General features: G+C 57.6%; 13 protein-coding genes. 2 read left to right on the top strand and 11 right to left on the bottom strand.

All coding sequences use genetic code 11. From position 1 onward, the window contains the following. The first annotated feature begins 219 nt into the window (after positions 1–219). The gene (locus AC2FIS_RS07255; RefSeq protein WP_496772609.1) at positions 220–1,332 is read left to right on the top strand and encodes a CaiB/BaiF CoA transferase family protein; all 1,113 of its coding nucleotides are present in this window, start codon (positions 220–222) and stop codon (positions 1,330–1,332) included. Here AC2FIS_RS07255 and AC2FIS_RS07260 read toward each other — a convergent pair. From AC2FIS_RS07260 to AC2FIS_RS07310, 11 genes are all read right to left on the bottom strand, one after another. Next, positions 1,327–1,752, bottom strand: a complete 426-nt coding sequence (locus tag AC2FIS_RS07260; RefSeq protein WP_108859585.1) for a MarR family winged helix-turn-helix transcriptional regulator — start codon at positions 1,750–1,752, stop codon at positions 1,327–1,329. The genes AC2FIS_RS07255 and AC2FIS_RS07260 overlap by 6 nt on opposite strands. Before the next feature lie 72 nt (positions 1,753–1,824). After that, the gene (locus AC2FIS_RS07265; RefSeq protein ID WP_496772610.1) at positions 1,825–2,526 is read right to left on the bottom strand and encodes an ABC transporter ATP-binding protein; all 702 of its coding nucleotides are present in this window, start codon (positions 2,524–2,526) and stop codon (positions 1,825–1,827) included. Further along, positions 2,519–3,292 carry an ABC transporter ATP-binding protein gene (locus AC2FIS_RS07270; RefSeq protein WP_496721459.1) on the bottom strand — a complete coding sequence of 258 codons (774 nt, stop codon included), beginning with the start codon at positions 3,290–3,292 and terminating at the stop codon, positions 2,519–2,521. Before AC2FIS_RS07270 ends, AC2FIS_RS07265 begins: the two co-directional genes overlap by 8 nt. Beyond that, a complete protein-coding gene (locus AC2FIS_RS07275; RefSeq protein WP_496772611.1) occupies positions 3,289–5,133 on the bottom strand; it encodes an ABC transporter permease in 1,845 nt (614 codons plus the stop codon). Before AC2FIS_RS07275 ends, AC2FIS_RS07270 begins: the two co-directional genes overlap by 4 nt. 67 nt (positions 5,134–5,200) lie before the next feature. After that, positions 5,201–6,415 (bottom strand): ABC transporter substrate-binding protein, encoded by a 1,215-nt coding sequence (locus tag AC2FIS_RS07280; RefSeq protein ID WP_496772613.1) that lies wholly within the window; start codon positions 6,413–6,415, stop codon positions 5,201–5,203. Between the two features lie 88 nt (positions 6,416–6,503). Next, complete coding sequence (locus AC2FIS_RS07285) at positions 6,504–7,085, bottom strand: amino acid synthesis family protein (RefSeq protein WP_496772614.1); 582 nt, start codon at positions 7,083–7,085, stop codon at positions 6,504–6,506. Continuing rightward, complete coding sequence (locus AC2FIS_RS07290; RefSeq protein ID WP_496721463.1) at positions 7,082–7,663, bottom strand: amino acid synthesis family protein; 582 nt, start codon at positions 7,661–7,663, stop codon at positions 7,082–7,084. The genes AC2FIS_RS07285 and AC2FIS_RS07290 overlap by 4 nt, the downstream gene beginning before the upstream one ends. Continuing rightward, complete coding sequence (locus AC2FIS_RS07295; protein WP_496772615.1) at positions 7,656–8,519, bottom strand: UPF0280 family protein; 864 nt, start codon at positions 8,517–8,519, stop codon at positions 7,656–7,658. Before AC2FIS_RS07295 ends, AC2FIS_RS07290 begins: the two co-directional genes overlap by 8 nt. 6 nt (positions 8,520–8,525) lie before the next feature. Continuing rightward, on the bottom strand, positions 8,526–10,019 hold the full coding sequence (locus AC2FIS_RS07300; RefSeq protein ID WP_496772616.1) for a 6-hydroxynicotinate reductase: 1,494 nt from the start codon (positions 10,017–10,019) through the stop codon (positions 8,526–8,528). Then, entirely contained in the window at positions 10,009–12,759 is a 2,751-nt protein-coding gene (locus AC2FIS_RS07305) for a molybdopterin-dependent oxidoreductase (RefSeq protein ID WP_496772618.1), read from the bottom strand. Before AC2FIS_RS07305 ends, AC2FIS_RS07300 begins: the two co-directional genes overlap by 11 nt. Next, complete coding sequence (locus AC2FIS_RS07310; RefSeq protein WP_496772620.1) at positions 12,752–13,585, bottom strand: FAD binding domain-containing protein; 834 nt, start codon at positions 13,583–13,585, stop codon at positions 12,752–12,754. The genes AC2FIS_RS07305 and AC2FIS_RS07310 overlap by 8 nt, the downstream gene beginning before the upstream one ends. A 379-nt stretch (positions 13,586–13,964) precedes the next feature. On the opposite strand from AC2FIS_RS07310, the gene AC2FIS_RS07315 reads away from it, so the two are divergent. Next, entirely contained in the window at positions 13,965–15,209 is a 1,245-nt protein-coding gene (locus AC2FIS_RS07315) for a branched-chain amino acid ABC transporter substrate-binding protein (RefSeq protein WP_496772621.1), read from the top strand. The last annotated feature ends 34 nt before the right edge of the window (positions 15,210–15,243 follow it).

A 15,243-nucleotide genomic window follows, 5' to 3' on the forward strand; every position in this document is an offset into this window, starting at 1 on the left:
TGTCAATACGTTTCTGTACGAATGAAATTTTCCTGGGTCGGACTCTTGACCCAAATGTGAAAAAAGTTAGTGTACTAACGAAAATAAGGCACTTCGACAGGGTGGCATGACTGACAAGCTGGTTGTCGAAACATCGGACTTATGCTGTTGGGGGAGATGCAGGATTCGATCCCGGACACATGTTGGCCGATCGCAGCAGAGTTTTGAAAGGTTCAACCCATGAGCACACCCTTGCACGGATTGAAAGTGATCGAGCTGGCCCGCATTCTTGCCGGGCCCTGGATCGGGCAGACCTTGGCTGATCTGGGGGCAGACGTGCTCAAGATCGAAAGCCCCGAGGGTGACGATACGCGCAAATGGGGCCCTCCGTTTATCGAGCGCGATGGCGACAAGACAGCCGCTTATTTCCACGCGGCCAATCGAGGCAAGGACAGTATCGCATTGGATTTCCGGGATGCGGGTGACCGGGCCAAGTTGCTGGATCTGATCCGCGATGCGGATGTGCTGATCGAAAACTTCAAGGTTGGCGGGCTGAAGAAATTCGGCCTGGATTATGATGGCGTCAAACAGATCAACCCCGGACTTGTTTACGCATCCGTCACTGGGTTCGGTCAGGATGGGCCCTATGCCCATCGGGCAGGGTACGATTTTCTTATCCAGGGGATGAGCGGGATCATGGACCTGACGGGCGACCCCGAGGGAGAGCCCCAAAAGATCGGTGTCGCCTTTGCAGATATCTTCACAGGCCTCTACGGGGTGATCGGCATTCAGGCTGCTCTTGCTGAACGAGAGCGCTCGGGGCAGGGACAGCACGTGGATCTGAGCCTGCTGGATTGCATGACGGGCGTTTTGGCCAATCAGGCGATGAATTATCTGGCCTCGGGCAATTGCCCGACGCGATTGGGCAATGCCCATCCCAATATCGTGCCTTATCAAGTGTTTCCGGTAGCGGATGGACACATCATCATCGCCTGCGGAAACGACCGGCAATATGCAAACCTGTGCCAAATACTGGGCTTGCCAGGGTTGATCGACGATACACGGTTCATGTCCAACGCGGATCGTGTGGAAAATCGCGCTGCGTTGACTGAATTGCTGACGAGTTCCTGTCTGGAATGGACCAAGACCGATCTGTTGGCGGCCCTTGAACAACACGGCGTGCCCGGTGGCCCGATCAATTCAGTTCACGAGGCGCTGAGCGACCCGCAGATTCAACATCGCGAGATGCAGATCAACCCGGAAGGCGTGCCCGGCTTGCGCACTCCGATCCGGTTTTCCCGGTCTGAATTGCGGTTGGACAAGGCGTCTGCCAAACGGCCCGTCAAATCATGAGATTTTGCGCAAAATCCGGATCAGGTTGCGCTGTTCGGCGGCCGTCAGCGGCTTGAGCGTTTCGTTGGTGATCTGCTGACCAACATCCTTCATGCGCGCGACCATGGCCTCGCCTTCGGGGGATAGCGAAATCAGCGTACGTCGTTTGTCGTCCGGATCGGGTTCGACAACCGCAAATCCTTTTTGCCGCAGGCGATCAACGACCCCTTTGATCGTCGCAACATCCATCGCCGCCAGCCGCCCCAATCGGTTTTGAGAGCACTTGCCCAAATCGGCAATGCGGATCAGGGCCGCAAACTGGGTGGGCGTCAGACCGTCCAATGTGTGTGACTGGAAAATCGACGCGTGACGCTGATTGGCCAGCCGCAACAGATAGCCGACCTGCTCGTCAAGCGCATAGCTTTCAATCGATTCCGTCATGACGGCTCCTGCCTGATTCAATTGTTCGTACTATAATAATCAAAGCCATGTCCTTCCCACAAGACCAAGGTATTAGACGGCAAGATAGGTATTTGAAATTTCTGGGTTTTCGTCGAGGTCAGTAAAGCTGCCTTCAAACCGCATTTCGCCTTTTTCGATGATATAAGCCCGGTCTGACACGATGCGCGCAAAGTGCAGGTTCTGTTCACTGATCAGCACCGACAGCCCTTCTCGCTTCAGTTCCGCAATCACGCGGGCCATTTGTTCAACAATGACCGGGGCAATCCCTTCTGATGGCTCATCCAACAGGACCAGCTTGGGATTGCCCATCAACGTACGGGCAATGGTTAGCATCTGTTGTTCCCCGCCCGAAAGTTGCTTGCCCAGGTTCTTGCGACGCTCAGCCAGATTTGGGAACAGCTCGAACAAGTGTTTCTGTGTCCATTCGGGTGCATCTGGACGTGGTTCACGGCGTCCGACTTCGAGGTTTTCTTCGATGGTCAGATCTCCGAAAATCCGACGGTCTTCGGGGACATAACCCATGCCAAGGCGACAGATCGCATGAGGGGTTTTCCCCTGAACCTCGCGTTCGGCATAGCGGATGGTGCCATCAATGTGACGCACCAATCCCATGATGGACTTCATGGTGGTTGATTTGCCGGCACCATTCCGGCCCATCAGCGCAACCACCTCGTTTTCGCCGACCCTCAGCGAAACACCATTGAGGATTTGCGCACGGCCGTACCAGGCGCCAAGGTTTTTGACATCAAGCATGGGCGCTCTCCGCTTCAAAGACTGAGCCGCCGCCCAGATACACCTCTTGGACCAACGGGTTGGTGCGGATTTCAGACCCTGTGCCTTCGGCGATCAACTCACCCCGGTTCAGGACCAGAATACGATGGGCATGGGCAAAAACGACATCCATGTCATGTTCGGTGAACACCACGCTTACGCCGCCTTTGGCCACGATTTCGGCAGTCAGCGCCATCAGGGCTAGCCGTTCGGATGGTGCCATGCCCGCCGTCGGTTCGTCCATCAATAGAAGGGCGGGCTCATGCGCCAGGGCAATCGCCAGTTCCAGCCGTTTTAGATCGCCATAAGCCAGTTCTGAACATGCCCGCCCAGCCTGATCCTGCATCGAGACAAGTTCCAGCAAGGCCATAGCCTCATCCACATACATCCGCGTTGCGCGTGAAAACAGGTCGAACACCCGGCGGTGATGTGAGATCAGCGCCATCTGGACGTTTTCCACAACGGTCATCGAAAGGAAGGTTGCCGTGATCTGGAACGTTCGACCGACGCCCATGCGCCAGATCTTGCGCGGTGGGTGGCCGATCAGGGCCTGACCGCGCAAAGATACCGAGCCTGTATTCGGTTTAAGATAGCCGTTCAACATGTTGAAACATGTGGTTTTGCCTGCGCCATTGGGACCGATCAAGGCAAGGAATTCCCCTTCCTTCAGGTCGAAATTCACATCCTTCACGGCCTGCACGCCGCCAAAGGATTTGGACAGGTTGCGGACTTCCAGAACGTTGGTCATGCCCGACCTCCTTTCAGGCCGCGCAGCAGGCGCTGGACACCGCCCGCAATCCCGTCCGGTGCCACTAGCACAACGATTAGAATGATGGCCCCGAAGATGAAGCGCCAATAGTCCAACCGCGTGACCCAATCCTCGATCAGGACAAAGGCACCGGCCCCCAGTATGGGACCCGCCAGTGCGTGAATGCCACCCAGAAGAACCATGATCAAACCGTCGATACTCAGCGCGATGCCGAGGCTGTCAGGAAAGACGCTGCCCTTCGAGAATGCAAAGACGACCCCGGCCAAACCGGCAAAGCCACCCGCCAGTATAAAGCCCATCCATTGATGAAACCGGGTATCGATGCCGATCGATTCAGCCCGGGTCTGGCTGTCGCGTATGCCGCGCAGGATATAGCCGAATGGAGAGAAGGCCACACGACGCAAAGCCCATATGCCGCCGATACAAAGGACGAAGGCAATGTAGAAGTAAACCTTGTCAGAGCTGGCCCATTTCGCAGGCCATACGCCAAGGATGCCATCATCCCCGCCGGTGAATTCCTGCCACTGAAACGTGACACCCCATAGAATCTGGGCCGCCGCCAAGGTCAACATTGCAAGGTAAACGCCCGATAGTCGAACGCAGAACCAACCGAAGAACAGCGCCGCAATGGCCGCGCAAACCGGACCGAAAAGCATTGCCGAGATCATGCCGAGCCCAAGGAATTTGACCGCCATCGCGGCACCATAGGCGCCAACGCCGAAATAGGCGGCATGTCCGAAACTGACCATGCCGCCAACACCCATCATGAAATGAAGAGATACGGCAAAAAGGGTTGCGACCATCACATCGACCATCAGGACCGAGGTGAAATCGGCAGTGAACAAGGGGCTAAGCGCCAGCACCAGCAGCGCGGCCATCAGCACCATTGCTGATTTCTGATCCATCAGCGCCAGTGGTTGGTCCGGTTCTTCCGGCGCGCCCTTTTCGCTGCCGGGTTTGCCGAACAAGCCATGCGGCCGGAAGATCAGGACAATCGCCATAATGACGAAGGGCAAAACGATTGAGATCTGCGGGAAGATCAGGATGGCAAAAGCGTTAAGGACCGAGATCAGAACCGCCGCTACAAACGCGCCGGACACGCTGCCCATACCGCCAATGACAACCACAACGAAGGCCTCACCAATGATGGACAGATCCATCTGCAGCGATACCGCCTCGCGCGGGATTTGCAGCGCGCCGCCCAATCCAGCCAGGAATGACCCCAATACGAATGCTGCCGAAAACAACCAGGCTTGGTTGACGCCTAGCGCCCCGACCATCTCGCGGTCTTGGGTTGCAGCACGCACCAGAACACCCCATCGCGTTTTGTGAAACAGCAGCCAGATGGCCAACAATACGACCGGCCCGATAGCAATCAAGGCGAGGTCATATTCGGGAATTGGTTCACCCATGATGCGAACCGCGCTATCCAATCCCGGCGCGCGCGGGCCCAGAAGGTCCTCTGCGCCCCAGATCGCCAGCGTGCCATCCTGAAAGATCAATACGACGCCAAACGTTGCGACCAGTTGGAACAGCTCAGGTGCGTGGTAAATGCGGCGCAGGATAGTGAGTTCGATGATCAGGCCGATCACTCCGACGATCATAGCGGCCAAAATGACGCTGACCCAAAAGCCAAGGATGCTGCCGCTCCAGAGTGTGACCAGTGTGTAAGCGAGATAGGCGCCGACCATGTAGAACGAGCCATGCGCAAAGTTCACGATCCGCGTGACGCCGAAGATGATCGAAAGCCCGGATGCGATCAAGAAAAGCGAGGAAGCGTTCGCCAATCCAGTCAATAGCTGTGCAAAATAGAACCCCATCGGGCCACCGTCCCTTGTTCGTGTTCTTTTTGTGGGGCGGGGCAGCTATTGCCCCGCCAAAGTCGGCTTATTCCGCTGGACGCAAGGCTGCTGCGTCGTCTTCGCTGGGCAAGTAATCAGCCCCGTCGGCATAGGACCAGTCGACCATCGATGGTTTGCCGTCGACCGTCCCAGTCTTGCCGACATAGGCGCCCATCGTGGACTGATGGTCAGCCGCGCGGAAGGTGAAGGGGCCGGTTGGGCTGCTGTCGACGGTCAGCCCCTCCATCGCGGCTAGCAAGGCGTCAGTGTCTGTGGAATCGGCCTTTTCTAGTGCTGCGGCGATGGCGAGGATCGAGTTATATCCAACGATAGATCCGGTTTTGGGCGCTTCGCCGAACTTTTCGATATAGGCTTCAGCAAACGCCTTATGCTCGTCCGTTGTGATGTCAGTCGAGGGGTATCCGGTGACGATCCAACCCTCAGGAGCCTCAGCCCCCAGCGGGTCGAGGTATTCCGGTTCTCCGGTCAGCAATGATGCCACGTCGCGATCCTCGAACAGGAACCGCAGCGAACCTTCGCGAACAAATTTGGCCAGATCGCCGCCGAAGGTCACGTTGTAAATCGCATCCGGTTTCGAGGCCTCAAGCGCGCGAACGGTGGAACCCGCGTCGATCTTGAACAGCGGTGGCCATTGTTCTTCGACAAATTCCACATCGGGGCGCAATTTGGTCAGTTCGGATTTGAAGGCCTTCACCGCATCCTGCCCATAGGCGTAGTTCGGCGCGACAGTCGCCCATTTCACGGCGTCGAGCTTGGCGGCCTGTTCGGCCAGCATGGCGGCCTGCATGTGGGTCGAGGGGCGCAGACGATAGGTGTATTTGTTGCCTTTGGACCAGACAATCGCGTCGGACAGGGGCTCGGACGCGATGAACAGGACTTCTTTCTGCTTGGCAAAATCGGAAACGGCCAGACCGATATTGGACAGGAAGGTGCCAAAGATCAGAACTGCACCGTCTTTTGAGACCAGTTCCTCGGCGATCCGGATTGCGGTGGCTGGATCACCGGTATCATCCCGGCTGATCACTTCCAGTTGTTTGCCGTCGATCCCGCCTGCGGCGTTGATCTGTTCGACCGCCAGTTGCCAACCTTTCTTGTAGGGCTCGGTAAAGGCGGGCAGACGGGTATAGCTGTTTACTTCACCCAAAACGATTGTGTCCTGGGCCAGACTGACCCCAGCCGTCAAACCGGTGAAGGGCAGCGCCGCAAGCGCGCCCAGTACCGTGCGTCTGATCAGATTCATTTCAAATTCCTCCCAATGATCATTGTTCACGGCCAGTTATCCCGGCTTCTTAATGTGTTGTCAGCCCTAAAGAGCGCAGCTGCTACATTCAGCGCAGCCCGTCTTTGCCTTCTGCCTCCTCATTCGTCAGCCCGCCTACACGCGGCAGCGGTCGTCCGCTGTCGGTGACCGCAACTGCCACCATGATCTCATTCGCGCGGGGTGCGTCGTTCAACTGCACTTCGATGCCGTCAAAATGGCTGCGCACATAGGCCGCGTCCTTGTGACCAAGCGGTACGTCCAGTACCTGCCCAGGGCTGCCCATCTTCTTTGACGAGGGCACCAAGGCAGCACCTTTTTCGACCTCTTTGCGCAGTGGTGCGCCCAGTTTGGGGTGCAGGATGGCAGCGGCATGTTCCAGCTCGCCATTCTCACCGACCATCGCCGATTTACCATAGCTTTCAGCCTGTTCCGGCGTGATGTTAAGGGCCTCGACGCAGCGGCGGCCCAGCAAAGCGCCCAACTCAGCCCCAGTTTCCATCAGAGGTGTCAGATCCTCGACATATTGCCCGGCAAAGGGGTTTTCGATCACGGCCACCGCCACCGCCTTGCGCGTGGCGGGCGAGATCGGGCGCCCTGCCTCGATATGGGTTTCTTCAACGTTGATTGCGATTTTGCGGATCTTTGTCATCTTAGGCCGTCCTCTCCTTTGATGTCCCATGCCTCAAGCCCGCCCGAGCGCGAATGCACCCGCGGCCCGGTTGTCATGACCAGCGAGAAAGCCAGCTCGCCTGCGCGCGGGGCGTCATTGCAACCCACCTCCATGCTGTCGAAATGGCTGCGCACATATGAGGCGTTGATATGCGTGATCGGCACATCCAGCCGCGCACCCACGCCACCGACTTTTTTGGATGAGGGCACAATCGCATTGGCGGTGCCCAGCAACTGGCGCATTGCATAGCCACCCGGCGCGTGCCACAGCGCGCCGTGTTCCAGCTCGCCTCCTTCGCCAACCAAGGACCCTTTGCCGTACCCTTGGACGTTTTCCGGACCGCCCAACATGTCGATCAGGGTTTGCGCCATTTCCAAACCCAAAGGTTTGAGGTCTTCCATAAAACCCTGAATTTCGGGTTCGTAGCGGCCTGCGAATGGGTTGGCGATCACGGCCATGGCAGCCACCCGCATAAGCGGGGTGTCGGACAGCGGTCCGCCTTCGTGATAGATTTCTTCAAGCGAAAACAGCTTCTTTCGCAGTTGAACGTCAGGCATATTGTGGAACCTTTTGAGTGGTTGAGATCACCAGTCGAGACGCGCCCGTCTGGCGGGAGTGGGAGCCAAGAGACAGATGGGCGGCAGAGATCAAACCGCGTCCAAGCATGGTCTCGGCAGTGTTCAGGCCGTCTGAAAGGGCATCTTGAATATCTTGGGCAGATAGTTGGCCGACAGAAACCGGAACGGGCAGGTCGCCCAAATCGCTGTCATCGCGCAGTTGATTGGCCGGAAGGCGCCGGATGGCCGGATGCCCGGGCAGATCAACCGCATTGGCGATCAGCGTCGCTGCCACATCGGCCATCGCTGCGTTGCTGGCCAGCACTGTAACGCTGTCGGCGATGCCAAGGCTCAAGCTGCGTCCGCCGCGACCCGACGTGGCAATGCCACCAATCTTGTCGCTTGCACGGATAGCAATGCGGCCCAGATCGCACCCGTTAAGCCCGCTCATTGCGATGCGATAGTCCTGACCCGTGCCCAGATGGACAGCGATATCTCCGCCATTGTTGACAGACGCGCGATCCAGAGGTGTGGCCTGAAGCATAGCTGCCAGTACTTCGTCCGCGACAGCTCCGGCAACGGCGGCCATGCGTGTAACAAACACCTTGGAATGAGGGCGCGCAGCCTCATCCATACGGCGCGCTACCCGTCCTTGAGGGCGGGCGCATTCAGCGGTCATGGGCGTTTTCAACAAAGCCAGTTCATCCACCAAGCCCTGCAGCAAGGATTGAAACCGTAACTGGGCCGCCTCAAATGCAATACCTCGCGCCCCATCTACCTCGACGATCAGGTCGATTGGGCCGTGTTGCAGATGCAATCTGCGACCACATGGCAATATGGCAGAGACGGGGTGCATCTGACCTTATGCTCCTTTCGCCCAGCGGTAATTTTTGGAAGACATGGGGTCGGGTTGGTTTTCGAACTGATCTACCTTGCGGGTTTCGTCCGAGATGACATCTGCAACTGGCTTAATCTCATCCATGTGCCCGCCCAGCGTGCCATAGTCGCTGACACGCATTGTGAACTCAATGGGGGCGACCAGCGCCGGGGTCGGAACGTATCCGAACGATCCCGTGGGCATGTCCAGAATGTCCACCATCACGGTGATGCCGCCGCCGGGCCAGACATAAGCCTCGGCCCCACCGCAAGATACAAAGGTCAGCGAGTCCTTGACCGATTTCGTGAGGCGAACCGGGTTTTCTGTGACGCCCGCCCGCAGGCTGCCGCCTGCGCCGCCCATGAACAGGACCGAGCAAACCGAAGGTTCGCAGTTTTCGGCAATCAACTCGGCAGACGCCCTCAGCGCTGGGGGAATCTCGACAGGCTGAGGTTTCAGCTCGGCATCCAGTTCAAAATAGCCATATTGCTCACCCGTGGTAGATACCATCAACAGGCTCATACCCTTACGCGCGAATTTAGGATTGAAATCGCCCAGAATTTTCAGTGGATCCTCGATATCCGTACCGCCCCAGCCGGTGCCGGGCTCTGCAACCTGAAAATATCGACCCGGGGTGGAACGACGACCATTGATCTTGATGCCCGTTGGTTCGACATCCAGCAATTTACCGGCCTGATGCTCGGACAGAACGCCGGTAATGTGGTCGTCGACCACTACCACGTCATCCACGTGTTCAATCCATTGCTTGGCGAACATTCCGATTGTGGCCGAGCCGCAGCCCACCCGCATCAGTTTTTCCTCGACCCCGTTGATGATGGGCGCTTTGCCGGCCTGAACAACCACTGTAGTCTCATGACCTTCATCGCCGATCACCATCTCGACGGCTTCACGATTGCACAGCCGAAGCAGGGCATCGCAGGTGATCCGGCCCTCTTTTTTGGTGCCGCCGGTCAGGTGTTCCACACCGCCCAGCGACAACATCTTGGATCCGTATTCCGAGGTCATGACGTGACCGACCGGCTCACCATTTACGCGGACGACATCGCGTTCGTGGCCGATGTGACGGTCGGTGTCGATCTTCACTTTGACACCGCAATACGAGAATATCCCCTCGGTCACGACGGTGACCATGTCCACGCCCGCCACATCTTGACTGACGATGAAGGGCGCTGGTTTGTAGTCGGGATAGGTCGTGCCCGCGCCAACGGCGGTCACAAAGGGCCGCTTGCCCTGCACTATATCGCCGTCCCAATCTTCAGGGTCCTTGCCATCCTTCAGGAACGGGACCAGACGTGCGTCTTCTGTGCTTTCGATGATGGTCAGCGCATCCAGACGGACCAGATCGCCACCATGGTTGGCATAGCGGTCGCAGGCCCCGATTTTACCGTCTGCGATATAGCACATCACCGGGCAGGCGTCGCAGCGGATTTTTTCCGGTGTTGTGCGCTCAGTTGCCATCTGTCAATTCCTTGATTGCTGCGCGCATTTTTGCTGGTGTGGCGGGACCTTGAGTCAGCCGAACGCCGCAGGCGCGTTTGATTGCGTTGAATAGGGCCGGGGCCGTCGGGATCAGCACGTGCTCTCCCAGCCCTTTGGCGCCATAGGGACCGTGGGCATCCTCTTCCTCGATGATCAGGGTTTCAATCGGAGGGATGTCACCAATGGTTGGGACCAGATAGTCATGCAGGTTTTCGGTGCGTCCGGGCAGGTACTCTTCCATCAGCGCCATGCCCAGACCCTGCGCAATACCGCCCTGTACCTGACCCTCGACCAGCATTGGGTTAATCGCTTTGCCGACGTCATGGGCGGCCACGAATTTGATCGGTTTCACCGTGCCGAGCTTTGTGTCTACCTCGACAACCGCCAGATGCGCAGCATAACCAAACTGAGCATAAGGTATCCCCTGACCGTTTTCGTCCAAGGGTTTTGTGGGCGGGTCATAGGTTTCTTCGGCGTGCAGGACGTAACCTTCGGCGTCAGGCTCCAGCACGGTCAGGTCGATTAAGTGTTGTTGCCCGTTGTCGTCCACCACAATCACACCTGCGCTCAGGGTGATCACGGCGTCAGGCCCGGCGTTCACGCGGGACAGAATTTGCGCCCGCATCGCTTCACCCGACAGACGAGAAGCGCTGCCAGAGACATAGGTCTGACGCGAGGCCGAGGTTTTGCCGGCATCCGGCGTGACATCCGTATCGGCCCCGATGATTTCGATCTGCGCAACCGGAACTCCAAGCGCCGTAGCAAAGATCTGCGTGATCACGGTGTTTGCCCCTTGGCCGATATCCATCGCCCCTTGGTGCAGGACCAAACTGCCATCTGACCGGATGCCCGATTTGATCGTCGACGGGTTGGGCAACGAAGTGTTGCCGCACCCGTACCAGCCTGCCGCCAGTCCAACGCCGCGCTTCAAGGTATTGTTTTGTGCGTTGAATGCCTGAACTGCTGTATTTTCTTTGGCCCACGCGGGACGCAGCGCTTCGAGGCAGGCGCGAATGCCGACGCCCTGATCGAAGATCTGTCCGCAAACGGTGGGTACACCGTTTTCCAGCGCATTGTTGATGCGGAAATCAAGAGCGTCGATGCCCAGCTTGTCCGCCAACTCGTCGAACAGGCATTCCTGCGCGATGGCCGATTGCGGAACGCCAAAGCCGCGGAATGCGCCCGATGGCGGGCAATGCGTATGGATGCCTTTGGCTTCGGCGCGGTAGTCTGTGATTTTGTAGGGGCCTGAGGCATGCACGGGCACCCGGTTGGCTACGGTCGGACCCCAGCTGGCATAGGCGCCTGTGTTGAACAGCCCGTCAAAAGTCATCCCACTGATACGACCGTCTTTGGTTGCCCCGATCTTGACCCGCAGGTCGGAAGGGTGGCGTTTGGTGGTGGACTGCATGGACTCGGTCCGGGAATAGGTCAGACGCACCGGCTTACCGGTTTTGAGCGCGGCAAGTGCCAGGTAAGGCTGAACCGAAATATCGAGTTTTGAGCCGAACCCGCCGCCAACCCCGGTCGGGGCAATACGGATCTGATCGCGCGGCATCCCCAGAATGATCTCCAACGCGTCCAGGTCCATCACCGGAGCTTGCGTGCAGGCATGGATTTCGACCCGCCCGTTCACGATCTCGGCGAACCCAGCCTCAGGCTCGATATACCCGTGTTCGACAAAGCCCGAGCGGAAATGGCCTTCGACCACAACATCTGCGTTGGCCAACGCGGTTTCTGGGGTTCCGCATTTCACGAAACCGGCACACATAACATTGCCGTCACGATCTGGGTGCAGCTGCGCGGCTTGGGGCGTCATGGCGTCCAGTGAGTCCAGCGCGGCGGGTCTTTCTTCCCACGTTACCGGAAAATCTGCTGGGTCGAAGGTTGCCAGAACCTCGGGCAGGCCAATGATGGCGGCGACAGCCTCGCCACGGAACCGAGCCTCGGTTTCCGCAAAGACCGGTTGGTCGGCAAAGTCGGGAATAACGCCAAAGTTGTTGCGCCCGGAAATGTCGGCCGCGGTCAGGACTGCTTCGATCCCAGGGGTCTTATTGGCCCAGGCGTCAATATCGCCAAGTGTAAATCCGGCACGGTGGTAAGGGGAGCGGATGACATGGATTTCCAACGTACCTGCCGGGGCAACATCATCGCCAAACAGCTCTGCGCCTGTGACCTTGTTGTGTCCATCCACGCGCCAGATGGCGTCGCCCGCGTGTCCCAGTGTTGCTTCGGGCAAAGCAGGCGCACCAGCGGCAACAACCGCGTCGATAATCTTGCGATACCCGGTGCAGCGGCACAAAACGCCGCCTAGGGCATCCTGGACCTGCTCATTGTTTGGCTCAGGTGTCTCGCGCAGCAAAGCGACGGCGGCGGTCATCATGCCGGGTGTGCAAATTCCGCACTGCGCCGCACCGTGGTTCTGAAAGCTGTCTGCCAGACGTTTGGCAATCTGGTCATCCTGCGTCAGCCCGGACACCGTTTCCACGGACCGCCCAGCAGCCTGTTGCGCCGGAACCAGACAGGCGCAAACCGGATCACCATCGACCAGAACGGTGCAAGCACCGCAGTCGCCGGCATTGCATCCGATCTTGACGTCGCGTGCTGCCAACCGCTCGCGCAGCATTTCCGACAGGCGCTCACCCACGCGCGGAACCGCACTGACGGGGTGGCCATTCAGAGTGAATTCGGTCGTGAATTCATCAGCGCGTTTATCCATGGTGTTGTCCCGCCTCTGCGATTGCCCGGACACATTGCTCTGCCACCGCGTCCAGTCGGAAGGCGGCGTCCCCACGGACGTCATCAATGGGGCTGAGCGGTGCTAAATGCTCGGATGAAACTTCAACCGTTTCAAGGGATTGTCCGATCAAATCGGCTTCGAGCTTTTCCAGCCTTTGTGCCACGGCGGATGCGGCCCCCACAGCGACGCGCGCATAGTTGATCTGGCGGTTTTCATCCAGGCCGATGATGACAGAAGTCATCGTGATCGAGATCACAAGGTATCGCCGCGCGCCGAGTTTTTCGAAATGTCCAACAGTCCCTTTGGGCGGATCGGGCAGGTAGATCGCGGTCACAATCTCATCGTCGGACAGCGCCGTTTTGCGCACGCCAGTGATGAACTCTGACAGCGGAACCTCGCGAAAGCCTCGGGCCGAGCCAAGCTCAACGCTGGCCTCCAGCGTCAGCAGCGGCGGCACGCCGTCAGCGGCAGGCGAGGCATTGCACAGGTTCCCGGCAATCGTGCCGCTGTTTTGGATCTGCAGGCTACCGACTTCCCGCGCAGCCATTTGCAGACCGCTAAATGCGACGGGCAGATCGGCCCGGGCAATGTCTGTCCAGCTTGTTGCGGCCCCGATTTTCCAACGGCCATCCACAAGATTGATGCCCGAAAGACCATTGATGCGGGTGACGTCCAATATGTCGGTGTGCAGCTCATGACGCTGTCGGGATGGGAAAAAGTCAGTGCCGCCAGCGACAACCGTCAGATCATTGCTGGTCAGCAAATCAAATGCATCATCGAGCGTGTTGGGAGAGAGATACCGCAAAGTGTATATCCTGATGAGAAATTTCTCGTTAGTACACAAATGATATTACGCGAACAAAAAAAATGTCAACGATTTGTTTGGGCTGGTTCTTGTTTATCTGGAGCGCCGGCGGAGGATTGGGTCACGGATATTCAGTTGATTGATCTTTCCTCTTATTTTCAAAGCTAATTGAGGAGCAGCCACTCTAGTCGCGATAAAATTGGGCGATGTGACGACGCATTGCCGAATTTGTTTCCCGAACGTCCAGAAGTTCCAAATTCCGTCAGTAATTCGTTGACACACTAACAAACAACCATGAATATAGTGATCGATCACTCACCCATGTGTGGATCTTACAACGGGCTGAAACCTACCGCCTGGTGTCAATAGGGAGGAAGAAATGAACAAGTTCAATTTGATGATGGCGACCGCACTTGTTGCTGGTCTTGTTGCAGGGGTCGCTGCGGCACAGGAAAAAGTACGAATCGCTTTCATTGATCCGCTATCCGGGCCATTTGCGACGACGGGCACACAAGGCCTGGCGATCTATCGCCACAGCGTCAAAGAGCTGGTGAACGAACCTGGCGCGCTGTTGGATGGGAATGCCGAATTCGAGATGGTGCCTTTCGACAATAAGATCAGCGCAAAGGAATCGCTCATCCAGTTGCAGGTTGCCATGGATCAGGGCATTCGCATCATCGCTCAGGGCGCATCATCCGGTGTGGCGAACGCGCTGACCGAAGCCGTTGCCAAGCACAATCGTCGCAATCCTGATGATCCGGTTATCTTCCTCAACCACTCGGCCGTTGACCCGGCGTTGACCAATGACAAGTGCCAGTTCTGGCATTTCCGCTTTGATGCAAATGCTGACATCAAAATGGACGCGCTGACCGATGATATTGCGGCCAATCCGGATATCAAAAAAGTCTATGTGATCGGTCAGGACTATTCGTTCGGTAAGGCTGTTGCTGCGGCAGCGCAGCGGTTCCTTCAGGAAAAGCGCCCCGATATTGAGATTGTCGGGAACGAGTTGCATCCGATCGGCAAAGTCAAAGACTTCACGCCTTACGCGCGCAAGATTGTTGGTTCGGGCGCAGATGCCGTGATCACCGGTAACTGGGGCGGCGATATGGTCGGTCTGGGCAAGGCGGTCATGGGTGCCGGTTTCGACAAGCCGATCTACACCTACTATGGCGCGACCTCGGGCATCACCGCGGCCTTTGGTGAAGAAGGCGACGGTATCGTCAAGCTGGTTGGCGCAGGTCAGGTAAACCCCGCCCCGACACCCGAAGCGCAAGAGTTCATCGAAGCTTTCTATGTAAGCTTCCCGGATCTGGACTTCGGTCAGCCTCAGATGGCGAATGTTGCACCGATGCTTGCAGCCGCGATCAACGAAGTTGGCAATGCCACGGATATCAAGGCGATCGCCTACGCGCTGGAAGGCATGGAGTACGACAGCATTGTCACAGGCAAGACATTGATGCGCGAAAGCGATCACCAGACGATCCAAACAGTGACGGTGCAAGGGCAGACACCCGAGGCTGCATTCGACTATGACAATTCTGGCCGTGGTATGGTTGCAGAAACGGTTGTCGAACTGGCGTCCAATGACTCGGCCACCACATGCGAGATGAAGCGCCCATAACCCTCTAACCACTCTGGTGGTCCGTCCGAAATCC

Source organism: Ruegeria sp. CDSB113 (genome assembly GCF_059611045.1).